The sequence below is a fragment of the Kitasatospora sp. NPDC088160 genome (assembly GCF_044741445.1).
Taxonomy (GTDB): domain Bacteria; phylum Actinomycetota; class Actinomycetes; order Streptomycetales; family Streptomycetaceae; genus Kitasatospora.
In genome coordinates, this window is the sequence record NZ_JBIUSS010000039.1 from 19,572 (window position 1) to 44,139 (window position 24,568).

Consider the following 24,568-nt stretch of genomic DNA (forward strand, 5'->3'; position numbering starts at 1 on the left):
TCTTCCGCGCACTCCCCGGGCACCGGACGGGTGCTGCGCACACGGATCAGTCGGCGGACCTGCGGCGGAGGTCGCGCAGGACGACGCCGCCGCCGATGAGCAGCGCGACCAGCAGCGCCCCGATGCCGAGGACGTACGTCGCGGTGCGGCCGTCGCGGTCGGCCTGGGTCTCGCCGAGGCCGACCGGCCGGGGCACGATCGGGGCGGCGGCCAGCTGGACGGGGGCGTCCGGGGTGGCGGTGAACGGCGCGCTCTCGGGGGCCTTGGTGACGGCCCTGACCGGGTCGACCACGCCCCAGCCGACGAACCGGTCCGGATCGCGCTGGGTGCGCTGTGCGGTCTGCTCGATCCAGGCCCGCACCTGGGCCGGCTTCCAGTTCGGGTGGGCGCCGACCAGCAGCGCGACGAGCCCGGACACGTACGGGGCGGAGAAGCTGGTGCCGTTGTCGACGCACTGGCCGCCCCTGGGGACGGTGGAGAGCATGTCGACGCCGGGTGCGGCGACCTTCACGAAGGAGCCGTACTGGGAGAACGGGGCGCGCTCGTTGTTGCGGTCGGAGGCGCCGACGGCGAGCACGGTCGGGAACGCGCCGGGGTAGGTGTCGCCCTCCTTGCCGTCGTTGCCGGTGGAGGCGACCACCACGACGCCGCTGTCCTCGGCGGCCTGGACGGCGGCCTTCAGCTCCTGGTACCCGCCGAAGCCGGCGGCGCCGGCGCCGCGGACGTCCTGGGAGATGTTGATGACCTTGGCCTTGGCCCTGACCGCCTCGTTGACGGCCTGGACCAGGGTGGAGACGTCGCCGTTGCCGTCGCTGTCGTTCTGGCGGATCGACAGGACGGTGGCGTCGGGGGCGAGCCCGACGAAGCCCGTCCGGTCGTAACGGCGGGCGGCGATGATGCCGGCCACCTTGGTGCCGTGGCCGACCGGGTCCTCCTTGGAGCTGCCCGGGACCTTCTCCTTGGTCTCCCGGTTCACCACCAGGTTGGAGCCCTCCAGGACCTTGCCGGCCAGCTGCGGGTTCTGGTCGTCCACGCCGGTGTCGATGACCGCGACGGTCACCCCCGCGCCGGTGGTCCGACCGCCCTGCCACAGCTCGTCCAGCAGCAGGCGCTGCAGCGACCACGGCACGGTCGGCACGTCGGGCGCGTTCTTCGGGCAGTCGCCCGCGGCGGCCAGCCCTGGTCCGCTGTCCGCGTGCGCCGGGGCGGCGAGCGGGCCGCCCAGCACGGCGAGCGCGGCCAGTGCCGCGGCCGCCTTCCGGTACCCGCGTCCGGACACCCTGCCACCCCTCATGTCGTCCACCCGTGCCGCGCGCCGAAGGGCGGGTACCCGGAGTCCGAGCACCCGCCCCCTCACGTTCCCGCTGGGGAACGCGTGGTCAGCTGTTCCCCCACAGCTTGGCGTTGTTGTTCTCGGTCGTCCGGTAGCTCTGCGCGGCGCCGTCCAGCGAGGAGGCGATCTGCGTGCAGACCTTCTGCAGGTCGGCGGCGCGCGCGTCCCACTGGGTCTGGTGGGCCTGGTAGCCCTGCTGGGCCGCGCCCTGCCAGCTGGACGCGATGCGGTTGACGTCGCCCTTGAGGTCGTTCAGCAGGTGGTCGATGCGACCGGCCGAGGCGCGCACTTCCTCGGCCGCGTGGTGGACGGTCTCGAAATTGACGAGGATGTGGTCGGACACGATGTCTCCCTTGACGAGGATGCGGAGCACCCCGCGCTCAGCCGCGGGCGCCCCACCGAGCGGAAGGTCGGAACAGAACGGTGATCAGCGCGGTGCGGCTGATCAGCCCTGGGCGTTGGAGAACAGCGCCTTCTGCTCTTCCTCGGTGCTCGCGTAGTGCTTGGTGGTCAGCTCGATCGCGTGCTGGATCGCGGTGAGCGACTCCTTCAGCTTCGCGATGTCGGTGTTGACCTGGTCCTGCAAGGCCTTGTAGGCGTTCGCCGCCTGGCCCTGCCAGCCGCCGGTGATGCCATCGACCGTGCTGATGAGCTTCTGCCGCTCAGCCTCGATCTTCCCGATCGCGTCCTCGATCCGCTTGGCGAAAGCCAGCATCTCCTGAGCCGTCATCGTGAACTGACCCTGAGCCATGCTCCACCATCCCCCATGAGACAGACATTGCGTGTACGGAGGGCAGCGCGGCCCGACCGTCCCATCACCCTAGTGATGTCCAGGAGCACTGTAGTCGGCACACGCAGCTCACCCAACACCGAACTCGGCGCAGTTACCAGACCATGACACTGAGGCCAATTCCGTTGCCGGGCTTGGTCGATCAGGCGTTCTGCGGCTGGGCGGCGCTCTTCGCCGTCAGCGGCGGGCCGGCCGGAACGAGGTCCGACCACTCGTGCGGCACCGGGAGCGGCTGGAGCTCCTTGTAGCCCAACCGGGCCTGGTTGGCGCCCGATTCGTCCTGCGGCGGCTGCTGGTCCGGCGTGGTGGCGCCCGGCTGCGGGGTGGGCGTCTTCGGGGCGCCGCCCTGGCCCGGCTGCGCGCCCTGGCCCGGCTGTCCGCCCGCACCCGGCTGCGCACTCTGGCCCGGCTGCGCGCCGGGCGGGGTGGTGGCGCCGCGACCACCGTCGCCGTTGGCCGGCACCGAGTAGCGCAGACCGGTCTCGGTGATCAGGAAGTCGGTGCCGGAACCGCCCGCCGCGTTGTCCAGCGCGCGGTAGAAGAGGCCGTGCCCGGGCGTCACGTACGCGGCGCCCGCGCCGTTGTTGTACGGCGCCGGGTAGGACGTCCCGGCCCAGACGCTGCGCCGGGGCGTGCGGCCGTCCTCGGCGACGCCGTCGAAGGTGCTGCACACGACCAGGCGCGCGTCCTGCCGGTCCTGCCAGTTGTTGGCCGGCGCACCGGACTTCAGCGGCCAGTCGTCCCCGGTGCTCGGCAGCCGGACGTCGTTGCCGAGCTTGGCGTGGTCGGCCGGGGTCATCTCGTCGCTGCGCGGCCGCTTGTCGCCGTCGTACTTGTAGAGGTCCTGGTAGTCCGGGTTCTGCCGGATCAGCTCCGCCTGGAACGGCGTCACCAGGTAGAGCCGGTCCTTGCCGACCACGTAGTGGCGGTCCTGGTAGTGCACCAGCCGGCCGATCCGGCGGTCGGCCTGGTTGCCCAGCTCCACCGAGGAGTTGGGGTTCGGGCTGTCCGCCACCCCGTCGACCTTCGGGAAGGTGATCGGGCTGCCGGTCACCAGGGTGTCCAGCCACTCGCGCTTGACGCGCTGCGGCACCGCGTTGGGCCCGAAGACCGCGGTGATCAGCGACTTGCGCTCCTTGTCGTCCGCCTGCGGCGAGCCGATGCCGTGCTTGCGGCCCTGCGCGTCGACCAGGAACACCTTCGCGTCACCCGGCCTGGCCGCGGGCTGGCCCGGCGCCGGCTGCGCGGATACCTGCTGCTCGTCCGCCTGCTGCACCAGCAGCAGCTGGTCCTGGCCGAGCATCCGGTCCTTGCCCGCCAGCGCCGCCGCGTCCGGGCCCGCCGCCACGAACACCGCCTGGTTGACGGTCTCCTGCTTGTCGTCCGAGCCCGGGCGGTCGCAGACCGACCACTTCATCGGCTTGTCCGCGTTGTCCCTCGTCGGCAGCTTGTCCGGCGCGTACGGGATGCCGATCGTCGGGCCGTGGTTGGGGTAGCTGTCGAGCACCCCGTCGTCGACCACCACCACCTTGGCGTCGGCCGGCAGCACCAGCCGCGCCGAGGACATGTTGAGCACCTGGTGCAGCCGCCTGGTCCGGCCGTCCGGGTCGGTCAGCACCACGTACCGGGTGGTCGACTTCTTGCCCTGGACGACGTTCTTGCCGTCGTCCCAGTGCAGCGGCGCGCTCGGCTTGAACACCCCCCACAGCCCGAACCCGGCGACGATCACCGCCCCCGCCAGCACGCTCGGCAGCACCGCCTTCACCGGGCGCGGCGCGTCCTCGTCGCTGCCGCCGCCACCGGGCAGCAGGAACGCCCCCACCGTGCGCTTGCGGGCGAAGGTGTACGCGTTCAGCTCGTCCCGGCGCGATGCCATCCTCGTCGTCCCCCTCGTCAGACACTGTCGGACCGGCCTGCACCGCCCCCCGCACCCGCCGGGCGGGAACCCGTACGAACCCTCTACGATGCGGCAGCAGACGGTGAGTACGGTACGGGTACGGTCCGCGCACCGGCCAGCCGGGCCGCGGCAACTGATCAGAGAGGGTCACCCGGGGGATGCCAAGCCAGACCGCTCCAGGACGCCGCGGACCGGCAACGGGCGGGAGGTCGCGCCGCTCCGGCCGGGCGCAGCGCGGCGGCCCCGCGCCCGGGACCGCGCCCGGGCAGCCACTGCCGCCCGTCGGCGAGAGCAGCAGCCGCGGTGACGAAGGCGGTCGCGGGCCCGTCCTGCTCCGGATCAACCCCCGGCCCGGGCTGCTCGGCGGGCGGCTGAGACTCCAACAGCTCGTCCTGGTCGAGGTCGCGGCCGCGCTGGTCGCGGTGGGCTGGACGATCAGCCGGCCGGTCGCCGCCGGCTTCGGCGCGGTCGCGCTGGTCCTGGTGGTGCTCGCCGTGATCCCGCTGCGCGGCCGGACCATCCCCGAAGTGCTACGAGTGCGCGCCGCCCTCAAGTCCCGCCGCCAGCAGGCCCGCGGCACGCTGCCGCCGGCCGGCACCGACCCGGCACTGGCCCCCGCCCTGGAACTCGAACCGGCGCTGCGCACCTGCACCCACGCCACCGAGGCCGACCTGGGCGGCCGCCCGGTCCGCCGGGAGACCGGCATGGTCGGCGACGGCACCTTCCTCAGCTCGGTCCTGCTCGTCCAGGCCAAGGACCAGCCGCTGCGCCCGGTGCGCACCGCGCTGCCGCTGCCCCTGGACGTGATCTGCTCGGCGCTCCAGGTCGACGACATCACCCTGGAGTCGGTGCAGCTCGTCCAGCACACCCAGCCGGCCCCGGCCCCGCACCTGCCCGAGCAGTCGCTGGCCGCCCGCGCCTACCGGGAGCTGCCGGACGGCACCGCCACCCCCGGGCTGCGGCTGACCTGGGTGGCGCTCAAGCTCGACCCGGAGCGCGCCGCGGCCGCCGTCCGGGCCCGCGGCGGCGGCGAGGAGGGCGCCCGCAAGGCGCTGCAACGGGTGACCGACCAGCTGGCCGGGCGGCTCAACAGCGCCGGGTTCAACGCGACCGTGCTGGACGAGCGCGAGCTGATCGCCGCGCTGGCCATCTCCACCTGCGCCAACCCGCTCGCGGTGGCCGGGCGCCAGGGCACCGGCAGCGGCGGCGGCACCACCCGCCGCACCCAGGAGGGCAGCCGGTTCTGGCGGATCGACGACCGCTGGCACAGCACCTACTGGATCTCCCGCTGGCCGCAGCTCAGCCGCCCCGGCGGCTCGCCCGGCCGGATCGCCGCACCCGACCTGGTCAACCTGGTCACCGGCTCCCCCGCGCTGGCCAGCACCTTCAGCCTGACCGCCGGGCGCGGCACCGGCGGCTCGGTGACCGTCAGCGGGCACCTGCGGGTGACCGGGCGCAGCGAGAGCGAGGTGACGCAGGTCGGCCGCCAGGTGGAGGCGCGGGCGCAGGGCGCCGGACTCGGCCTGGTCCGGCTCGACCTGGAGCAGGCCCCCGGGGTGCTCGCCACCCTGCCGCTGGGAGGAGCGTCCTGATGGCGTACCAGACCTATCCGGCCCCCGGCCCGCAGCACGGCGCCGAACGGCCCCGGGCGCGGTCCCGGATCCTGCCCGGCTTCGGGCTGCGCGGCCCGCGCCGGGAGAAGCACGTGCTCGACGCCGCGGACCTCGGGGCGCTGGCCTTCCCGGTCGGCGACGACGGCGTGGTGATCGGCGTCGACCCGCAGGGGCTGCCCGCAGTGCTCGGCCTGTTCCGGCCCAGCGCGTACGACCTGGTGCTGGTCGGCGGCGTGTGGACGGCGCAGGTCATCGCGCTGCGGGCGGCCGCGATCGGCGCCCGGGTCGCGGTGGAGACCGCGCGCGGGCAGCTGTGGGGCCCGCTGGCGCAGGCCGCGGGCGGCGGGCAGCCGTGCGTGACGGTCCACCAGGTCGGCCGACTCGGCCCGCAGGGCGCCTCGGTGGCCTCACCGGTCCTGGTCGTGCGCGACCTCGGCGCCCGCCCGCCGCGCAGCCGGCTCTCCGCCGCGCCCTGGCAGACCACCCTGACCCTGCTGCCGTACCTGGGCCCGAACGCGGCCCGGGTGCTCAACGCGGCCGACCTGGTGGGCGTGCAGCGGGTCTCCCCACAGGAGGCGGAGCTGACCGGCCGGGTGCTGTCGCTCCCGCCGGAGGACGTCGCCGCGCTGCCCACCCTCGGCGACGACCTCACGCTGTGGGCCACCCGGATGCGGCGCCAGTACGTGCGGGCCGTGGCCGGGCAGGCCGAGCAGCAGGTTCTCGGCGGTCCGCGCCGGATGGACTGAGCGGCGGCGCCGGGCCCGGGGGGCCGCTCCGGATCCGACGCCGCCTTCAACGGGGGTTGCCGCACGGCCTAGTCTTTGATGCGGCAACGGCACCGCTGAACAAGCGGCGGCGAACACGAGGGAGCCCTAGTGAGCAGCGATCGGGACGGCGTCTACGTCGGCGACAACGCGGCAGAGGACGACGACGACTGGTCCGACGCGCCCGACTACACTCCCCCGTCCTGGTACGTGCAGACGGACGCCTCGGCGGCCCCGGCGGTGCAGGCTCCGACGGCCCCGGCCCCGGTCCTGCAGGCTCCGACGGCGGCGCAGGCTCCGCAGGCCGCCGCTCCGGCGCCGGTGCCCGCCCAGGCCCCGACGCCGGCTCAGGCGCCCGTGCCCGCGCAGCCCGTACCCGTGCCGCCCGTGCCGCCCGCACAGCCCGTCCAGGCCGAGGCGCAGCACGTCCCGTTCCCGGCGTCCGCCCCTGCCCAGGCCCCCGCCCCCGCGTTCGAGCAGCCACCGGCCGTCGCCCCGGGCTGGCCGGCGGAGGTCCCGGCGCAGCCGCAGCCCGCCCCGGCCCCGCAGCCGCCGTACCCGGCCCCGGTCTCGGCCGCGCCGCCGGCGCAGCCCGCCCAGCCGGTCCCGCCGCAGACGTACCCGCAGCCGCCCGCGCAGCACCTGCCCCCGCAGCAGCCGCTGCCGCCGCAGGACGCGCAGTCCGCCGCCGCGTGGGCCGCCCAGCAGGCCGCCGCCCAGCCGCAGCAGCCGGCCCCGCAGCCCGCGCCGGTGGATCCGCGCCAGGGCGGCTGGCCGCAGCCCCCCGCCTACCCGCAGTCGGCCCAGCCCCAGCCGCACGAGTACCAGCCGTTGCTGCCGGGCTCGCCGCACGAGCAGTCCGGCGGGGTGCAGCCGTGGCCGCCGCAGAGCGCCGTCGCACCGCCGCCGGTCGCGTTCCCGCATTCCGCCGCCCCGCAGCCGCCCGTGGCGCACGGTGCGCCACTCGGCTACACCGCCGCGGTCGAGCTGTCCTCGGACCGGCTGCTGCGCAGCCAGCCCAAGCAGCAGCGCCAGCAGCCGCGGTTCCAGTTCGGCGGCAAGGCGGCAGCCGCCGAGAAGTCGCGCAAGCTGGAGATCATCCGCACCCCGGTGCTGAGCTGCTACCGGATCGCCGTGATCAGCCTCAAGGGCGGGGTCGGCAAGACCACGACCACCACCGCGCTCGGCGCGACCCTGGCCAGCGAGCGCCAGGACAAGGTGATCGCGATCGACGCCAACCCGGACGCCGGCACCCTGGGCCGCCGGGTCAAGCGCCAGACCGGCGCGACCATCCGCGACCTGGTGACGGCCATCCCGCACCTGCGCAGCTACATGGACATCCGTCAGTTCACCTCGCAGGACCTCAACTCGGGCCTGGAGATCCTGGCGAACGACGTCGACCCGGCGGTCTCGACCACGTTCAACGACTCGGACTACCGCCAGGTCATCGACGTGCTGGGCCGCCAGTACCCGATCATCCTGACCGACTCCGGCACCGGCCTGCTGTACAGCGCGATGCGCGGGGTGCTGGACCTCGCCGACCAGCTGATCATCGTCTCCACCCCCAGCGTGGACGGCGCCTCCAGTGCCTCGACCACCCTGGACTGGCTCTCCGCGCACGGCTACGCGGACCTGGTGCAGCGCAGCATCACGGTGGTCTCCGGGGTGCGCGAGACCAGCAAGCTGATCAAGGTCGAGGACATCGTCGCGCACTTCCAGACCCGCTGCCGCGGGGTGATCGTGGTGCCGTTCGACGAGAGCCTGGCGGCCGGCGCCGAGGTCAACCTCGACATGATGCGGCCCAAGGTCCGCGAGGCCTACTTCGAGCTGGCCACCCTGGTCGGCGAGGACATCGTCCGGGCCCAGCAGGCCGCCGCCCAGCAGTCCGGGTGGCAGCAGCAGGCGCAGGCCACGCCGTACCCGCCGCAGCCACAGCCGTATCCGGGTCAGGCCGGTCAGGCCGCTCAGCCCGCCCCCGGGGCGCCGTGGGCGCCGCAGCCCGGCCAGGCCCCGCCGCCGCCCCCCGGCTACGGCTACCCGCCGCAGCCGCCCGCCCCCACGGCCTGGCCGCAACCGGGCGCCCAGCAGCAGCAGGCCCCGCAGCCGGGCCCGGGCTACGGCTACCCGCCCGCCCAGGGCCAGCCGCCGCAGCCCGCCCCGCCGTCCCCGCCGGACGGCTACCAGCCGCCGCCCGGCTACGGCCACCCGCCGCAGCCCCCGCAGTGACGCCGAAGGGCCCGCCGACCAGGTCGGCGGGCCCTTCCCCGTGCTGCGGCAGTGCTCAGACGCCGTCGGTCAGCTCGCGGGCCTGCTTGACGTCGTCGGCCATCCGGTCGAGCAGCGCGTCGATGGAGTCGAACTTCTCCATCCCGCGCAGGTAGGCCAGGAAGTCCACGGCCACGTGCAGCCCGTACAGGTCCAGGCCGACCCGGTCGATGGCGTACGCCTCGACGGTGCGGGCGGTGCCGTCGAAGGTCGGGTTGGTGCCGACCGAGATGGCGGCGGGCATGCGCTCGCCGTCGGCGGTCAGCCAGCCCGCGTACACGCCGTCGGCCGGGATCGCGCTGTGCGGCACGGTCTCGACGTTGGCGGTGGGGTAGCCGAGCTCGCGGCCGCGCTGCGCGCCGCGCACCACCACGCCCTCGACCCGGTGCGGGCGGCCCAGCACCTCGCCGGCGCCGGCCATGTCGCCGGTCTCGACCAGCCGCCGGGTCAGGGTGGAGGAGAACGGCTCGCCGGCCCCGGCGGCGCCGCTCACCTGGAGGTCGACCACCTCGACGTCGAAGCCGGCCGAGCGGCCCAGCTCGGTGAGCAGCGCGACGTCCCCGGCGGCCCGGTGCCCGAAGCGGAAGTTGGGGCCCTCGATGACGGCCCGGGCGTGCAGGGCGTCGACCAGGACCTGCTGGACGAAGGTCTCCGGCGACTCCTGGGACAGCTCCGGGGTGAACGGCAGCACCAGCACCGCGTCCACGCCGAGGCCCGCGATCAGCTCGGCGCGGCGCGCCTGCGGGGCGAGCAGCGGCGGGTGGCTGCCCGGGCGGATGACCTCGCGCGGGTGCGGGTCGAAGGTCACCACCACCGCGGGGAGGCCGAGTTCGCGGGCCCGCTCGACCGCCCGACCGATGATCAGCTGATGCCCGCGGTGCACCCCGTCGAACGAGCCGATGGTGACGACGCTGCGTCCCCAGTCAGCGGGGATCTCCTCCAGGCCACGCCAGCGCTGCACCCTGACCGCTCCTTGTTCCGTACGGCGCGTACCCTCTGTACGCTCAAACGCTCAAACCCGAACCCCTATAGCGTGCCATGCGCCTGCTCCTGCTCCGGCACCGGAATACGGGTTGGGCGCACCGGCGGGTGCGCGGCGCGCCCGGGCACGGTCCGCTCCGCCTCGGCGGCCGCGTACTGCGGGTCGCGGCCGGCCACCACCAGGGCCCGCATCCGGGCCAGCCGGGGACCGTCCGGCGCGGTCGGGGCGGCGTCCCGCGGCCACTGGGCGAGCAGCTGCGCGAACGCCGCCGAGCGGCCGGCCCAGCGCACCAGCAGTTCGTCCGCGCCCGGCAGGCCGGGGGTCGCCCGGGCCAGCACCGCGCGGGCCCGGGCCGGGTTCTCGGCCGCGCAGTGCTCGGCCAGCCGCTCCACGGCCGCGGTCAGCACCGCCGGGTCGGTCTCGATGGCGAGCAGGGTGTCCAGCAGTTCGCAGCGCAGCGCGTCCGCTGCCGGGTCGGCCACCGGGACGGACAGCACCTGGGCGAACGGCCTCCGCACGCCCGCCGTCCGGGCGGCCAGCGCGCCGCCGAGCAGCACCCGCAGCTCCAGCCGGGCGGCCGGGCCGCCGGTCGCGGCGCGCTCCAGGCGGCGGCCCAGGTAGTCGACGGCGACCGGGCCGGCCAGGGCCGGGTGCTCGCGCAGCAGCCGGGCGGCCAGTTCGGCGCCCCGCCGGGTGGCCACCGGGGTGCGGGCGTCGGCGAGCACCCGCAGGGTCTCGGCGGCGGCTGCGCCGGGGGCCGCCAGCCGGTCGGCGAGCGCGGCCAGGACGGGTTCCGGGTCGCTCTCCAGGGCGGGGGCCAGCGCCCTGGGGGTGAGGAAGGCGTCGCCGCCCGCCCGGTGCAGGGACAGCGCGGCGGGGAGGTGCTCGGCCCTGGTCGCCGGGTCGCCGACCAGCAGGGCGAGGGCGGCGCCGTGCAGGCCCGGTTCGTCCTCGCGGGCGAGCAGGGTCAGCGCGGTGAAACGCAGCAGTCCGGCGGCGGCGCCGACGGCGTGCGGGGCGGCGTGCAGGGCGTGCACGGCGGCGGCGACGTGCCGCTCGGGCCGCCCGTCGTGGCTCCAGCGGTCCACCGCCCGGCAGAGCGCGGAGGGCTCCTCGGTGGCGAGCACGGTGAGCAGTGCGTCCGCCCTCGGGTGCGCGGCGTCGGCCAGGGCGTCGGCCAACTCGTCCAGGGCGAGCCGGCGGTGGGCGTGCAGCAGGTCGTGGGCGAGGTCGGCGACGGTGTGTCCGGGGCGGCCGGGCAGGCCGTGCGGATCGTCGAACCAGGCGCAGAGCAGCGGGAACACCGCGACGGGGTCGGCGCGCAGCCGTTCGGCCACCGCGCCGAGGAACGGCTGCCCGGGCCCGTCGGCGGCCACCAGGCGGCGCAGCAGCGCGAGTTCGGTCTCGGCGGGCAGGCCGAGGCCGGTCCAGAACGCCGGGCCGAACGAGCCGAGCCCGTCCGCCGGGAGCGCGTCCAACCCGCCCTCGGCGACCGCCCGTTCGGCGATCCGACCGGCCAACTGGTCGAGCAGCGCCCGGTGTTCGGCCGGATCGGGGCTGGCGGCCAGCCCGGCGGTGAGCAGCCGGCCCGCCCACCAGGCCGGTTCGCTGCCGGGCGGGCGCAGGTCCAGGGCGCGCCAGAGCCGGTGCAGCCAGGGGTCCAGGGCGGGTGCGCCCCAGGCTTCGGCCAGTCGGCGCAGCGCGGCGGCGACCGGGCCGATCCGGTGCCGGGGGACGCCGCGCGGGGAGCCCTCCGCTGGCGCGCCCTCCAGCCCGTTCGCGGGTGAGGAGGGCGTGTCCGCGGCCTCGCCGAGCAGCAGCCCCAGCGCGGCGTCCAGGTCCAGGTGCAGGCCCTGCAGCCAGTCCGCGAACTCCCCGTGCGCGAACCGGAATCCGGGCCCGGCCGGGACGAACAGGCCCTCGGCGAGGACGGCCGTGGCCCAGCCGCCGGCTGCCGGGAACAGTTCCTCGAAGGTGGCCCGGCCCAGGCCGCCCGGCCCGGCGCCGAGCATCCGCCGGGCCGCCTCGTGCACCCGTCCGGCCACCGCGGCCGCCAGCCGCCGCACCCGCCCGTGGGAGGGCCCGGCCGGGCGAGCGGAGCTCCGGCGGTGGGCGCCCGGGCGGCGCTGCCGGCCGTCCTCGACCAGCCGCCCGGCCACCCGCAGGCAACGCAGGTCCAGGTAGGCGGCGAACAGTTCGCCCCGGCGGGCCGGCTCCCCGCGCAGGCCCTCCGCCCACAGCTCGCCGGCCAGCCGGACGGCCAGCGGGTGCCGCGCGTCGGCGTCGGCCGGCCAGCCCGGCGGCAGCCCGTAGCGGCGGCGTACCCGCTCGGCCGCCTCGGCGGGGAGCGGGCCGAGCCGGTGCCCGGCGAGGCTGGGGGCGCCCGGGCCGCCGCCGCCCATCCGGACGGTGGGGGCGCTGGCCAGGTCGCCGCCCGGCTCCGGCGGGTCCGGGTACCGGGCGTGGCCGGTGCCGCTGCCCCACTTCTCGGCCGCCAGCCGCACCCAGGCCTCCTCGCCGCAGGCGGTCAGCAGCCGCGCCCCGCAGCCGGTCAGCCAGTCCCCCGCGCCGCGCAGCCAGCGCGGGTCCAGCGGCGCCGGGGCCTCCTCGGGGCCGTCCAGGACCACCAGCAGCGGCCGCCCGGCCGCCGCGCACAGCGCCGCCACCGGTTCCGGCGCGGGCGCCGGGATGCCCAGCTCGGCCGCGACGGCGGCCAGCGCCCGTTCCACCGGGGCGGCGAGCGAGCGGTCCTCGGCGCGCAGGTCGGCGCCGCGCAGCCAGAGGGTGGGCAGCGGCCGGGCGCCGCCGGCGCGGCGGGCGGCGAGGGCGGCGAGTTCGGTGGAGCGCCCGCTGCCGGGGGCGCCGACCAGGGCGGTGACGGTGGCCTGCGGCTCGTCCCCGGCCAGTCCGTCGGGCCGGTCGACCCGGTCGGCGGCGAGCCCGGCCACCCGGCCCGGGCCGGCCCCGGCGGCGGCCAGCTGGGCCGCGGTCAGCCGCAGCACGCCGGCCAGGTTGAGCGCGGGCCCGTAGCCGGGCACGGCCGCGCCGTTGCGCGCCAGCAGTTCGGCCAGCGCCGGGGCGACCGCGACCGCGCCGCCGCCGGCCGGCACCGCCGGGAGCGCGCCGCCGTGCTGCGGCCCGCGCAGCGCGGGCACGGCCAGGGCCACCACGGCGCCGCTGCGGGCGTCCAGCACCGGCGAACCGGCCGGCACCACGACGCCGGCGACCACCGGCGGGTCGAGCAGCAGCACCCCGCCGACCCCGCCGCACCCGGCACCGGCGGCACCGAGCAGACCGCAGCGCAGCGCCACCACCCGCCCGTCCTCGCCGGCCAGCGCGGGCAGCAGCACCGCGCGCCCGGCCCCGAGGGCCGCGACGGGCAGCGGCGGCACGGGCAGCCCGCCGACCGCGTCGGTGCGCAGCAGGGCGAGCCCGTGCTCGGGCAGCGGCAGGACGGCGTCCGGGCCGAGCACCCTGGTCTGCCCGCCGGGGGTGTGCAGGACGATCCGGTCCAGGCCGGTGACGCTCTCGTGGGCGGTGAGGACGGTGCCCTGCGGGTCGGCGACGAACCCTAAGCCGTGCAGTCGCCCGTTGAGGTCGCGGATCCGCAGCAGGTACCGCCCCGGATCTCCCGCCACGCCGTCGCCGTCCAGGAATCCCGGCATTCGCACTGCCCTCCCCGCAGGCCGGACGGCCCGGGGGCGGGCTCGTCACGGCGACCTGCTCGCCGCCGGGGAGCCTGCCCGCCCGGGAGGCGGCCCCACCGCGCCTGCGCCGCTCACCACGGGCGTTCACCTCGCGCGCTCCCCCGGGCGGGTGACCCCTCCCTCGCCGGAACGAACCCCCGGACCTCGCCGGAACACCCCCTGAACGAGCGAAGCCCCTCCCGGGACGCCCCCCGAACGAGCGAAACCCCCGCCGGAAGACTCCCGACGGGGGTGACGCGTGCGCTGCGGGGCGTCAGCCGACGAAGACCGCGACCGGCTTCGCCTGCCCGTCCGTCTCCTCGACCAGCGCGAGGAAGCGCCCGTCCGGCCCGAACACCGCGATCGGCCCGTCCACGCCCAGCCCGGGCGCCTTGAGCCGGGCACCGTGCGACAGCTTCTCCGCCGCCGACTCGTCCAGGTCCCAGCGTGGGAAGGCGGCGGCCGCGGCCTCCCCGATCGGCAGCACCTGCAGCCCCGTCGGGGACTCGCCGGTGACCGCGGCCTCCAACTGCTCCAGGGTGCGCGCCGACTCCACCGAGTACGGCCCGACCCTGGTGCGCCGCAGCGCGGTGAGGTGGCCGCCGACGCCGAGCCCGGCGCCCAGGTCACGGGCCAGCGCCCGGATGTAGGTGCCGGAGGAGCACTCGACGGTCACGTCCAGGTCGATCACCGGCGTGCCGTCCTCGGCGAGCGCCGCGCGCTGCCCGTGCACGGTGAAGGAGTGGATCGTGGTGGGCCGGGCCGCGAGCTCGAAGTCCTCGCCCTCGCGCACCCGCGCGTACGACCGCTTGCCGTCGATCTTGATCGCGCTGACCTTGGAGGGCACCTGCATGATCTCGCCGGTGAGCGCGGCGATCCCGGCGTCGATCGCCTCCCTGGTCACCCCGTCGGCCGGGGCGGACGCGGTGACCTCGCCCTCCCGGTCGTCGGTGACGGTGGTCTGGCCGAGCCGGACGGTCGCCTCGTACGTCTTGGCGGTGAGCATCAGGTGGCCGAGCAGCCGGGTGGCCCGCTCGACGCCGATCACCAGTACGCCGGTGGCCATCGGGTCGAGCGTGCCGGCGTGCCCGACCTTCCGCGTCCCGGCCAGCCATCGCAGCTTGGCGACGACCCCGTGGGAGGTGATGCCCTCGGGCTTGTCGACGATCACCAGGCCGTCCGGGCCGGTGCCTTTGCGCTTCATCAAGTTCTTTCTCTAAAAAGCGGTCAAGAGATGATCAACGTACCGGTCGCAGCGCGCTCCGGAACCGTTCGACCACCGCGGCCACGTCCTCCCGGGCGCTGAACCCGGCCGCGAAGACGTGCCCGCCGCCACCCAGCTCCGCGCAGGCGGCCGCGACGTCCACCGCACCCTTGGAACGCGAGGAGCCCCGCAGCGTGCCGTCCGGGTCCTGCTTGAGCACCAGCGCCACCTCGGCCTCGGCCGGGCGGCGCAGGATGTCGATCAGCCCCTCGATCTCCTCGACCGTGACGCTGAACAGCACCAGGTCCTGGTACGGCACCCAGGTCCACACCAGGCCCAGCCCGCCGGCCGCGTCCGGCTCGTAGACGGCCCGGTCGAGCGCGCCCGCGAGCACCTTGAGGTAGCCGAAGGAGGAGGTGTCCCACAGCTGCCGGGAGATCAGGTCATGCCGGATGCCGGTGGCCAGCAGCCGCCCGGCGAGTTCGTGGGTGGCGGGCGTGGTGGCCCGGTACTTGAACGAACCGGTGTCGGTGGCGACGCCGGTGTACAGGCAGGTGGCCAGGTCCTGGTCGAGTTCGACGCCGAGCCGGCGCAGCAGTTCGTCGACCAGGACGGCGGTGGCCGGCGCGGTCGGGTCGATCAGCTGGTGGGTGCCGAAGCCCGGATTGGAGGCGTGGTGGTCGATCACCACCAGCACCGGCGCGGCGAAGGCCTTGCCGTGCAGCAGGCCGAGCCGGCTCTCCGCGGCCACGTCGAAGCAGAGCACCAGCTCGGGGACGTCCGGCACCTCGACGGCCGGCACGATCAGCTCCTGGCCGGGCAGGAAGGCCAACGACTCGGGCACGATCTGCGGGTCGTCGCCGAAGGAGACCCGCACCCGCTTGCCGAGCCCGCGCAGCGCCAGCGCAGCCGCCAGCGAGGAGCCCAGGGCGTCGCCGTCCGGGCAGATGTGGCAGATCAGGTCGATCGAACGGGCCCGCCCGATCTCCGCCACCACCTGCTGCCAGAGCAGCTCGAAACCGCTCTCCTCGGTGCGCGGCCCCGGGAGCGCCACGAGGGCGTCCTCCACCGTGCTGGTGGAAGACGCCCCCGTGGTCGAACCGGCTCGCGAGGCGGCCTTCGCCGGCTCACCCGCCATGACTACTCGTCCTCGTCGTCACGCTCGGCCGCCGGAACCTTGTACGGGTCCGCCTCGCCGGCGTAGGTCGCGCCCGCGGCGGTGGTGCGCACCGCCGCGTCGATGGCCTTGGCCCGGTCGAGCAGGTCGTCGATGTTCCGGGCGTTGTCCGGCAGCGCGTCCGCGACGAAGGTCAGCGTCGGGGTGAAGCGCACCCCGATCTTGCCGACCTCGGAGCGGATCACGCCCTTGGCGCTCTCCAGCGCGGCGGCCGTGGCCTCGCGCTCGGTCTCGTCGCCGAAGACGGTGTAGAAGACGGTGGCCTCGCGCAGGTCCCCGGTCACCCGGGTGTCGGTGATGGTCACGAACCCCAGTCGCGGGTCCTTGATCCGCCGCTCCAGGGTCTGGGCGACGACCACCTGGATGCGGTCGGCGAGCTTGCGCGCCCTTGCGGTGTCGGTCACGTTGCCTCCTCGTGCAGTGGGTCCGGCATTCGGGTGAGCTACGCACCCTTCGGGGCCCACGCCCCAAAGTACCGGCCCGCGCCCGGCCTTGCGGGCGCTCTGGGTCCTGATCCGTGTGAGAACGGCGACTTCCGCCGATCGTCTCCACGGCTCTCATTCGTCGTCGTCGTTGTGGTACCTCCTCCTCGCGGAGAGGAGCTGCACCTCGGGGCGGCCGGCGACCAACCGCTCACAGCTGTCCAGGATCTCGGTGACGTACCCGGCATCGCCGGCCACCACCGCGAGGCCGATCTCGGCCCTGCGGTGCAGATCCTGGTTCCCGGTCTCGGCAGCGCACACGCTGTACTTGCGCTGCAGTTCGGCCACGATGGGCCGCACGATCGAACGCTTCTCCTTGAGCGAGTGGACGTCGCCCAACAGCAGGTCGAAGGTGAGTGTTCCCACGAACATGTATGACAGGTCTCGCCGACCTGGAAGGCCTCGGGGGGCAGCCCGGAACCGGGCTGCCGGTGCTACGTCTGAACGCTGCTGCATCTCGACTACCCCGGACCCTACACAGCGAGACCGGGGCCGGTCGACGGAAATACCACCCGTCGACCGGCCCCGGCTTTCACCGACTACGAACGCGGCTTCTCGCGCATCTCGTAGGTCTCGATGATGTCCTCGACCTTGATGTCGTTGAACGACCCCAGGGTGACACCGGCCTCGAAGCCCTCGCGGACCTCGGTCGCGTCGTCCTTGAAGCGGCGCAGACCCTCGATGGTGAGGCTCTCCGCCACGACCTTGCCGTCGCGGATGAGGCGGGCCTTGGCGTTGCGGCGCAGCAGGCCCTCGCGGACGATGACACCCGCGATGTTGCCGAACTTGGAGGAGCGGAACACCTCGCGGATCTCCGCGGAGCCGAGGCGCACCTCCTCGTACTCGGGCTTGAGCATGCCCTTGAGGGCGTTCTCGATCTCCTCGATCGCCTGGTAGATGACCGAGTAGTACCGGACGTCCACGCCTTCCTTGTCGGCCGCGGTACGCGCACGGCCTTCGGCGCGCACGTTGAAGCCGATGATGATGGCGTCCGAACCCATCGCCAGGTTGACGTCGGACTCGGTGATCGCACCCACACCGCGGTGCAGGATGCGGAGCTCGACCTCCTCGCCCACGTCCAGCTTGACGAGGGCGTCCTCGAGGGCCTCGACCGAACCGGAGACGTCACCCTTGATGATGAGGTTGAGCTGCTCGATCTCGCCGGCGGCGATGGCCTTGTCCAGGTCCTCCAGGGACACCCGGACCCGACGCTGCGCGAAGGCGGCGTTGCGGTCGCGGGCCGAGCGCTTCTCGGCGATCTGACGGGCGGTGCGGTCCTCGTCGACGACGATGAAGCTGTCGCCGGCGCGGGGCACCGAGGTCAGACCGAGCAGCAGCACCGGGCGGGACGGGCCGGCCTCGGCGAGGCTGTTGCCGTTCTCGTCCAGCATCGCGCGGACGCGGCCGTAGGCGTCGCCGACCACGATCGAGTCGCCGACGCGGAGGGTACCGCGCTGCACGAGCACGGTCGCCATGGCGCCGCGGCCCTTGTCGAGGTGGGCCTCGATGGCGATACCCTGCGCGTCCTGCTCGGGGTTGGCCCGCAGGTCGAGCGAGGCGTCCGCGGTGAGGACCACGGCCTCCAGCAGCTGCTCGATGTTGAGGCCCTGGCGCGCGGAGATGTCGACGAACATGGTGTCGCCGCCGTACTCCTCCGCCACCAGACCGAACTCGGTCAGCTGACCGCGGACCTTGGTCGGGTCGGCGCCCTCGACGTCGATCTTGTTGACGGCGACCACGATCGGCACACCCGCGGCCTTGGCGTGGTTCAACGCCTCGACCGTCTGCGGCATGACACCGTCGTTGGCCGCGACCACCAGGATCGCGATGTCGGTGGACTTGGCACCACGGGCACGCATGGCGGAGAACGCCTCGTGACCCGGGGTGTCGAGGAAGGTGATCGGGCGCTGCTCGCCGTTCACCTCGGTGACGACCTGGTAGGCACCGATGTGCTGGGTGATGCCACCGGCCTCGCCGGCCACCACGTTGGACTTGCGGATGGCGTCCAGCAGGCGGGTCTTACCGTGGTCGACGTGACCCATGACGGTGACGACCGGCGGGCGCGGGGCCAGCTGGTCCTCGTCGCCCTCGTTCGCACCGAAGTCGATGTCGAACGACTCCAGCAGCTCGCGGTCCTCGTCGTCGCGGCTGACGATCTCCAGGATGAAGCCCATCTCGCCGGCCAGCAGCTCGAGGGTCGCGTCGGAGACCGACTGCGTCGCGGTGACCATCTCACCGAGGTTGAACATGACGGAGACGAGCGCGGCCGGGTTGGCGTTGATCTTCTCCGCGAAGTCCATCAGCGAGGCGCCGCTCGACAGGCGAACGGTCTGGCCGTTGCCGCGAGGCAGCATCACACCGCCGACGGACGGGGCCTGCATGGCCTCGTACTCCTGGCGCTTCGCCCGCTTCGACTTGCGGCCACGCGCCGGGCGACCGCCCGGGCCACGACCGAAGGCGCCCTGCGTGCCACCACGGGCACCCGGGCCGCCGGGACGACCACCGAAACCACCGGGACGCGGGCCGAAGCCGCCGCCACCACCGGGGGCACCGCCACCGGGACGCGGACCGCCGAAGCCGCCGCCACCGGCCGGACGCGAGCCCGGACCGGCCGGACGACCCTGGAAGCCCGGACGGGCGCCACCGGCACCCGGACCACCCGGACGGCCACCGGGGCCACCGGGGCCACGGCCGCCGGGGCCCGGACGCGGGCCCGGAGCCGGACGCTGCGGCATCATGCCCGGGTTCGGGCGCGGCATGCCGGACGGGGACGGGGCGCCGGGGCGCGGACCGGCCGGACGCGGCATGCCGTCGGGACGCGGACGGTCGCCACCGGGACGCGGGGCGCCACGGTCAGCGCCGGGAGCACCGGCGGGACGCGGACGGTCGCCACCGGGACGCGGGGCGCCACGGTCGGCACCGGGAGCACCGGCGGGACGCGGACGGTCGCCGCCCGGACGCGGACGGTCGCCGCCCGGGGCGCCCTGACCGGCCGGACGCGCACCCGGCGCGCCCTGCCGGCGGTCGCCGGGGCGGGCCATACCGGTCGCGCTGCCCGAGGTGAACGGGTTGTTGCCCGGACGCGGGCCGGCCGGACGCGGACCCGGACGGGCACCGCCGGCGGCGGGACCGGCCGGACGCGAGGCCTGCGGGGCCTGCGGAGCCTGCGAGGCCTGCGGAGCCTGACGCGGGGTGTCACCGGCCGGAGCCGGCGAGGAGAACTCGGCCGCGGGCGCGGCCGGGGCCGCCGGAGCGGCGGGACGCGCCGCCGGGCGCGGACCCGGGGTCGGGCCACCCGCCGGCTTCGCGGCGGCGGGGGCCGCCGGGGCGGCGGGCGCGGCCTGGGCCGCAGGGGCCGCGGGAGCCGCGGCCGGGGTGGGACGGGGACCAGGGGTCGCGCTGGGGCGCGGACCCGGGGTCGGAGCACCCGGCTTGGGTGCACCCGCGGCGGCGGAGCCACCCGCGGGCTGGGGCGCCGCGCTCTTGCGCGGGCCCGGCTTGGCAGCGGAACCACCACCGGTGGGGGCCACACCAAGCGCGTCAGTCAGCTTACGTACGACCGGCGCCTCAATCGTCGAGGACGCCGAACGGACGAACTCACCGAGCTCGGTGAGCTTGGCCATGACGGCCTTGCTCTCCAAGCCAAGTTCCTTGGCGAGTTCATAAACCCGGACCTTAGCCACTTCACTCCTGTCTATGAGTCCGGGGTGTCTCGTCCGCCGGACCGTCGCTACTTCATGGGCGTACCCATCGCGTACTCATCGCGTACTCATCGAGAGCTCATCGCAATCTCGACCTACTTCCACATCGCGAGGTACCTGACTGGTGGCACGGCACGCGGCTGCCCGCGAACCGTGCTTGTTGCGGTGGTTCTCCCGCCGCACTGAGCGGCGGCCGTTGCGGGCGTCGCCCCACCGGGCGGCCTGAGGGACTCAGGGCGCCGGGGTGTCGACGGTCCGCTCCCCGATGAACTCGCGGAGCCGCTCCGTGTCGAGCGTCCCCTGGAGGCGGAAGGCCCGGGGAAACGCCCGACGGCGAACCGCGAGGTCGAGGCAGGCCGGATCGGGGTGCAGGTGAGCGCCCCGGCCCGGCAGTGCGCCACGGGGGTCGGGGACGCAGACGCCCTCGACCGCCGTGACACGCAACAGCTGGTGCTTGGCCGCTCGCTTGCGGCAGCCCACGCAGGTGCGTTCCGGGCGTGCTCGGACGTGCGTCCGGCCAGACGAAGGCAAGTCTACCCCTCCGAAGGGACATGGCGCCGCCCCGCCGATCCCGGGCGGAACGGCGGGGGGCTTTGACAGGACGAACGGCCGGTCAGCGCCGCGCTCAGCGGTCGGTGTCCCGACCGCCGTCCTCGGGCTGGCCCTCGGTGTCCGGCCGGATGTCGATCCGCCAGCCGGTGAGGCGGGCGGCGAGGCGGGCGTTCTGCCCCTCCTTGCCGATCGCCAGCGACAGCTGGTAGTCCGGCACGATCACCCGGGCGGAACGCTGGGCCAGGTCGACGATCTCCACGCTGGTCACCCGTGCGGGGGACAGCGCCGCGGCGACCATCTCCCGGGGGTCCTCCGACCAGTCGACGATGTCGATCTTCTCGCCGTGCAGCTCGCCCATCACCGCACGCACCCGGCTGCCCATCGGGCCGATGCAGGCGCCCTTGGCGTTCAGCCCGGCCCGGCGCGACCAGACCGCGATCTTGGTGCGGTGGCCGGCCTCACGGGCGATCGCCGCGATCTCCACGCTGCCGTCCGCGATCTCCGGGACCTCCAGCGCGAACAGCTTCTTCACCAGGCTCGGGTGCGTCCGCGACAGCGTCACCGAGGCCCCGCGCACACCGCGGCGCACCGCCACGACGTAGCACTTCAGCCGGGTGCCGTGCCGGTAGTCCTCGCCCGGGACCTGCTCCTGCGGCGGCAGGATGGCCTCCAGCTTGCCGATGTCGACCAGCACGTTCTTCGGGTCGTTGCCCTGCTGGACGACACCGGTGACGATGTCGCCCTCCTTGCCCGCGTACTCGCCGAAGGTCTGGTCGTCGGCGGCGTCGCGCAGGCGCTGCATCATCACCTGGATGCCGATGCTGGACGCGATCCGGCCGAAGCCGTTCGGGGTGTCGTCGAACTCCTTGGGCTCGACGCCCTCGTCCAGCTCGGCCGGGTCCTCCGTCGCCCACACGGTGACGTGGCCGGACTTGCGGTCCAGGTGCACCCGGGCGCGGCGGCGCGAGCCCTCGGTGCGGTGGTACGCGGTGAGGAGGGCGGACTCGATGGACTCGACCAGCAGGTCGAAGGGGATGTTCTTCTCGTTGACCAGCGTGCGCAGGGCACTCATGTCGATGTCCACGGCTACGCCTCCTCGTCTTTTTTCGTCACGTTCGTCATGGTCCGGGCGGCGCGCAGGTCACAGCGCACCGTCGTCCCCCTCCTCGGAGGCGTCGTCGTCCGCGTAGTCCGCGGCCTCGTCGAGGAGCTTGTCGTCCTTGCGGTTGAACTCGACCTGCACGCGCGCCCGATCCACCTCGGCGTACGCCAGCCGGCGCTCCTTCGGACGGCCACGGCCCTTCACCGGCTGCACCTCGACCAGCGCGCCGTCCTCGTCCGCCTCCAGCACCCGGGCGACGATCTCCCCGCCGTCGACCAGGTGGATCTTGGCCAGTCGGCCCTCCGCGCGACGCCAGTGCCGGGGCAGGTCCAGCGAACGCTCAGCGCCCGGCGAACCGACCTCCAGCAGGTAGGGCTCGTCGCCCATCAGGTCCGACTCGTCCAGAGCCTCACCGACCACCCGGCTGAACTCGGCGATGGCGTCCATGTCCACGCCGCCGTCGGTGTCGACGTCGATCTGCACCTGGCGGCGGCTGCCGGCCTTGGTGACCTTGACGTCCTCCAGGTCCAGACCGGCCTGCACGGCCAGCGGCTCCAGCAACGCGCGCAGCCGGTCGGTGTGGGTGGTGCTCATCCGGGTGGACTCCTCGGCCGCGTCTGCTGTTGTCAGAAGGTCGCTCCGCCCCCTCCGGCGCCGGTCCGGCGCACACCGGGTCACGGCAGCTCGGCCCAAAGCCTAGCCGGTGAAGCCGCGAACCACCGATTCCGGACCACCCCCGACCGGGCGCACGCCACCCACTGCGAGCAAGCTCACACCCGCTCCCGGGGCGTCCCTGGATCCGAATCCCCGCCCGGAATCGTGGGGATTCTGTAATCATTCACGCCTACGAAGGGCAGGCGGGGAGGCCGCCCTCCCGCACACGCCCCGGAGTGACACCCATGCAGCCGCCCAGCCGACGGACGTTCCTGACTCTCGGGCTGCTCGCCCTCACCGCCCTCACCGCCTGCACCGGCTCCCACGGCGGCAACGACACCACGCCCGGCAACCGCGGCCCGCTGCCGAACCCGGACGAACCGGTCATCCTGCGCTCGATCGCCGCCACCGACACGCTGCTGGCCGGCTACGACGCGCTGCTCGCCGGCCCGGGCGGCGCCCAGGCCGCCGTGCTGCAGCCGCTCCGGGCCGAGGTGGCCCAGCACCGCGCCGCCCTCGCCTACGGGCTGCCGGCCGCCTCCATCCCCCCGGCGTCCCCGGCCACGTCCTCGGCCGGCCCGGGCGGGACACCGAGCGCGCCGCCGAGCGGGGCAGCGAGCGGGGCAGCGAGCGGAACGCCGGTCGGCACCCCCGCCGCGCTCGCCGCACTCGAACGGCAGACCGCCCAGGCCCGCCTCACCGACCTGGCCGCAGCCCGGCCGCCGCTGGCCCGGCTGCTCGCCTCGGTCGCCGCCTCCGACGTGCTGCACGCCGTCGCCCTCGGCGACACCACCCCGCCGGTCGCCCCGCCCCCTGCCGCCACCCCCACCGAGGCGCCGACCGCGCCCCCGAGCGACCAGCCCACCGCTCCCCCCTCCGCCGGCCCGTCGGCCGACCCCGCCGCCGCAGCAGCGGTGACCGCCCTCCAGGGCGCCCTCGGCGCCGAACACGCCGCCGTCTACGGCTACGGCGTGGTCGGCGCCCGGCTCCCCGAGGACCAGCAGCGCACCGACGCCCGCACCGCCTACGCCGCCCACGAGGCCCGGCGGGACGCCTGGCAGCGGCTGATCGGTTCCCTCGGCGCCACCCCGGCCGCCGCCGCCGGCGGCTACCAGCTCCCGTTCGCCGTCACCGACGCGGCCGGCGCCACCAAGCTCGCCGCCCACCTCGAAACCCGGCTCACCACCGTCTACGCCGACCTGGTCGCCGCCGTCCCCGGCCCCCAACGGGGCACCGCCGCCGACGCCCTGCGCGACAGCGCCCTGCGCGCCCACCGCTGGGGCGCGGCCGACCCCGCCTTCCCCGGCATCCCCGAGCCCCTCCCCACCCCCACGGCCACCAGTCCCTAGGGCCCGCAGCGCTGACCTGCGGTTTCCCGTTCATGGCCGACAATGGACGGGTAACACCAACGGGGGAGCGTCAACCGGAAGGCCGGCATGTCGGGAGCAGCACCGCAGATCACCGTCCCCGCCTGGCTGGCGCGCGGCGTCGCGGCGAGCGAGGGCGAACCGGGCCGGCAGTGGCTGGCCGGGCTGCCCGCGCGGGTGGCCGCCCACCTGGCGCGCTGGGACCTCACCCTGGAGCGGGTGCTCGACCCCGGCGGCAGCCTGAGCCTGGTCGCCTACGTCCACCGCGACGACCTCTCCCCCGCCGTCCTCAAGACCGGCCTGCGGACCCCCGAGACCGCGCTGGAGCACGCGGCGCTCGCCCACTGGGCCGGGCGCGGGGCCGTCCTGCTGCTGGACACCGACCCCGCCGAGGGCGTCCAACTGCTGGAGCGGCTGCACGGGGACATCCCGCTGCGCTCGCTCGCCGAGGCGAAGGCGATGCTGGAGGCGACCAGCCTGCTGCACCGGCTCTGGAGCACCCTGCCCGAGGACCACCCGTTCCCGACCCTCGCGGCCCGGACCGCCGACACCGCGGAACGGCTGCGCGGGCACCGCGCCCTGCCCGGCGCCGCCGAGGCCGAGCCGCTGATCGCCGAGGCGCTGGACACCGCCGACGGCCTGGCCGGCTCCGCCGCCGAGACCTTCCTGCTCCACGGGGACTTCCACCACGGCAACGTGCTCGCCGCCGACCGAGCGCCCTGGCTGGCGATCGACCCGCGCCCGCTGGCCGGCGAGCGCGCCTTCGACCTGGCCCGGCTGGCGCTGGACCGGGCGGACACCCTGGTCGGCTCCCCCGGCGTGGCCGCGGCCGTCCGCCGCCGGCTGCACCAGCTCGCGGACGCGCTGGAGGTGGACCGGGAACGGCTGCGCGGCTGGACGCTGTTCCGGGCCGTCGACCTCGCCCTGCGGGCCCTGGCGGCCGGCCGCCGGGAGGACGCCGAACTCTACCTGGAGTTCGCCGGGGCGCTGTAGGGCGAG

At 75.2% G+C, this 24,568-nt stretch carries 19 protein-coding genes; 5 read left to right on the forward strand and 14 right to left on the reverse strand.

Annotated features, from left to right (window positions below):
• Positions 1 to 46: 46 nt before the first annotated feature.
• The 4 genes from mycP to ACIOGZ_RS39145 all read right to left on the reverse strand — a co-directional run bounded on the left by mycP (position 47) and on the right by ACIOGZ_RS39145 (position 3,999).
• Positions 47 to 1,279, reverse strand: a complete 1,233-nt coding sequence (gene mycP, locus ACIOGZ_RS39130) for a type VII secretion-associated serine protease mycosin (RefSeq protein ID WP_400989451.1) — start codon at positions 1,277 to 1,279, stop codon at positions 47 to 49.
• 100 nt (positions 1,280 to 1,379) lie between these two features.
• Positions 1,380 to 1,676, reverse strand: coding sequence for a WXG100 family type VII secretion target (locus ACIOGZ_RS39135; protein WP_363586526.1), 297 nt, complete (start codon positions 1,674 to 1,676; stop codon positions 1,380 to 1,382).
• Positions 1,677 to 1,778: 102 nt separating this feature from the next.
• Positions 1,779 to 2,084: a WXG100 family type VII secretion target gene (locus ACIOGZ_RS39140; protein WP_350885676.1), complete on the reverse strand. Its 306-nt coding sequence runs from the start codon at positions 2,082 to 2,084 to the stop codon at positions 1,779 to 1,781.
• 181 nt (positions 2,085 to 2,265) lie between these two features.
• Positions 2,266 to 3,999 (reverse strand): type VII secretion protein EccB, encoded by a 1,734-nt coding sequence (locus tag ACIOGZ_RS39145; RefSeq protein ID WP_363632063.1) that lies wholly within the window; start codon positions 3,997 to 3,999, stop codon positions 2,266 to 2,268.
• Between the two features lie 179 nt (positions 4,000 to 4,178).
• Between ACIOGZ_RS39145 and eccE the strand changes: the two genes are divergently transcribed.
• The 3 genes from eccE (at position 4,179) to ACIOGZ_RS39160 (ending at position 8,623) form a co-directional block, all read left to right on the forward strand.
• Positions 4,179 to 5,612 (forward strand): type VII secretion protein EccE, encoded by a 1,434-nt coding sequence (gene eccE / locus ACIOGZ_RS39150; RefSeq protein ID WP_400989452.1) that lies wholly within the window; start codon positions 4,179 to 4,181, stop codon positions 5,610 to 5,612.
• Positions 5,612 to 6,379: a hypothetical protein gene (locus ACIOGZ_RS39155; RefSeq protein ID WP_363586523.1), complete on the forward strand. Its 768-nt coding sequence runs from the start codon at positions 5,612 to 5,614 to the stop codon at positions 6,377 to 6,379. Before eccE ends, ACIOGZ_RS39155 begins: the two co-directional genes overlap by 1 nt.
• Positions 6,380 to 6,508: 129 nt before the next feature.
• Entirely contained in the window at positions 6,509 to 8,623 is a 2,115-nt protein-coding gene (locus ACIOGZ_RS39160; protein ID WP_400989454.1) for a MinD/ParA family protein, read from the forward strand.
• A gap of 55 nt (positions 8,624 to 8,678) precedes the next feature.
• Here ACIOGZ_RS39160 and ACIOGZ_RS39165 read toward each other — a convergent pair whose 3' ends face one another.
• From ACIOGZ_RS39165 to rimP, 10 genes are all read right to left on the reverse strand, one after another.
• Positions 8,679 to 9,623 (reverse strand): bifunctional riboflavin kinase/FAD synthetase, encoded by a 945-nt coding sequence (locus ACIOGZ_RS39165; RefSeq protein WP_363586521.1) that lies wholly within the window; start codon positions 9,621 to 9,623, stop codon positions 8,679 to 8,681.
• A 65-nt stretch (positions 9,624 to 9,688) separates the two neighbouring features.
• Positions 9,689 to 13,309, reverse strand: a complete 3,621-nt coding sequence (locus ACIOGZ_RS39170) for a serine protease (protein WP_400989456.1) — start codon at positions 13,307 to 13,309, stop codon at positions 9,689 to 9,691.
• Between the two features lie 295 nt (positions 13,310 to 13,604).
• Positions 13,605 to 14,534 carry a tRNA pseudouridine(55) synthase TruB gene (gene truB, locus ACIOGZ_RS39175; RefSeq protein ID WP_363586519.1) on the reverse strand — a complete coding sequence of 310 codons (930 nt, stop codon included), beginning with the start codon at positions 14,532 to 14,534 and terminating at the stop codon, positions 13,605 to 13,607.
• Positions 14,535 to 14,568: 34 nt separating this feature from the next.
• The gene (locus ACIOGZ_RS39180; protein ID WP_363586518.1) at positions 14,569 to 15,672 is read right to left on the reverse strand and encodes a bifunctional oligoribonuclease/PAP phosphatase NrnA; all 1,104 of its coding nucleotides are present in this window, start codon (positions 15,670 to 15,672) and stop codon (positions 14,569 to 14,571) included.
• A 2-nt stretch (positions 15,673 to 15,674) separates the two neighbouring features.
• Positions 15,675 to 16,115 carry a 30S ribosome-binding factor RbfA gene (gene rbfA, locus ACIOGZ_RS39185; RefSeq protein ID WP_350885658.1) on the reverse strand — a complete coding sequence of 147 codons (441 nt, stop codon included), beginning with the start codon at positions 16,113 to 16,115 and terminating at the stop codon, positions 15,675 to 15,677.
• 153 nt (positions 16,116 to 16,268) lie between these two features.
• Positions 16,269 to 16,565 (reverse strand): DUF503 domain-containing protein, encoded by a 297-nt coding sequence (locus ACIOGZ_RS39190; RefSeq protein WP_063347622.1) that lies wholly within the window; start codon positions 16,563 to 16,565, stop codon positions 16,269 to 16,271.
• A 167-nt stretch (positions 16,566 to 16,732) separates the two neighbouring features.
• Entirely contained in the window at positions 16,733 to 19,876 is a 3,144-nt protein-coding gene (infB, locus tag ACIOGZ_RS39195; RefSeq protein ID WP_400989458.1) for a translation initiation factor IF-2, read from the reverse strand.
• Between the two features lie 249 nt (positions 19,877 to 20,125).
• A complete protein-coding gene (locus ACIOGZ_RS39200) occupies positions 20,126 to 20,425 on the reverse strand; it encodes a YlxR family protein (RefSeq protein ID WP_079135592.1) in 300 nt (99 codons plus the stop codon).
• A gap of 94 nt (positions 20,426 to 20,519) precedes the next feature.
• Positions 20,520 to 21,530, reverse strand: a complete 1,011-nt coding sequence (nusA, locus tag ACIOGZ_RS39205; protein WP_063347626.1) for a transcription termination factor NusA — start codon at positions 21,528 to 21,530, stop codon at positions 20,520 to 20,522.
• A gap of 57 nt (positions 21,531 to 21,587) precedes the next feature.
• Positions 21,588 to 22,142, reverse strand: coding sequence for a ribosome maturation factor RimP (rimP, locus tag ACIOGZ_RS39210; protein WP_350885651.1), 555 nt, complete (start codon positions 22,140 to 22,142; stop codon positions 21,588 to 21,590).
• A gap of 974 nt (positions 22,143 to 23,116) precedes the next feature.
• Here rimP and ACIOGZ_RS39215 point away from each other — a divergent pair.
• Positions 23,117 to 23,551 (forward strand): ferritin-like domain-containing protein, encoded by a 435-nt coding sequence (locus ACIOGZ_RS39215; RefSeq protein WP_400989474.1) that lies wholly within the window; start codon positions 23,117 to 23,119, stop codon positions 23,549 to 23,551.
• An 87-nt stretch (positions 23,552 to 23,638) separates the two neighbouring features.
• The gene (locus ACIOGZ_RS39220) at positions 23,639 to 24,562 is read left to right on the forward strand and encodes an aminoglycoside phosphotransferase family protein (RefSeq protein WP_363586515.1); all 924 of its coding nucleotides are present in this window, start codon (positions 23,639 to 23,641) and stop codon (positions 24,560 to 24,562) included.
• Positions 24,563 to 24,568 lie beyond the last annotated feature (6 nt).

Bases quoted from the DNA above. Each gene is read 5' to 3' on its own strand.
- ACIOGZ_RS39145 (WP_363632063.1), bottom strand. From the start codon at position 3,999: ATGGCATCGCGCCGGGACGAGCTGAACGCGTACACCTTCGCCCGCAAG.
- ACIOGZ_RS39155 (WP_363586523.1), top strand. From the start codon at position 5,612: ATGGCGTACCAGACCTATCCGGCCCCCGGCCCGCAGCACGGCGCCGAA.
- ACIOGZ_RS39170 (WP_400989456.1), bottom strand. From the start codon at position 13,309: ATGCCGGGATTCCTGGACGGCGACGGCGTGGCGGGAGATCCGGGGCGG.
- eccE (WP_400989452.1), top strand. From the start codon at position 4,179: ATGCCAAGCCAGACCGCTCCAGGACGCCGCGGACCGGCAACGGGCGGG.
- ACIOGZ_RS39140 (WP_350885676.1), bottom strand. From the start codon at position 2,084: ATGGCTCAGGGTCAGTTCACGATGACGGCTCAGGAGATGCTGGCTTTC.
- rimP (WP_350885651.1), bottom strand. From the start codon at position 22,142: ATGAGCACCACCCACACCGACCGGCTGCGCGCGTTGCTGGAGCCGCTG.
- ACIOGZ_RS39220 (WP_363586515.1), top strand. From the start codon at position 23,639: ATGTCGGGAGCAGCACCGCAGATCACCGTCCCCGCCTGGCTGGCGCGC.
- truB (WP_363586519.1), bottom strand. From the start codon at position 14,534: ATGAAGCGCAAAGGCACCGGCCCGGACGGCCTGGTGATCGTCGACAAG.
- ACIOGZ_RS39190 (WP_063347622.1), bottom strand. From the start codon at position 16,565: ATGTTCGTGGGAACACTCACCTTCGACCTGCTGTTGGGCGACGTCCAC.
- ACIOGZ_RS39180 (WP_363586518.1), bottom strand. From the start codon at position 15,672: ATGGCGGGTGAGCCGGCGAAGGCCGCCTCGCGAGCCGGTTCGACCACG.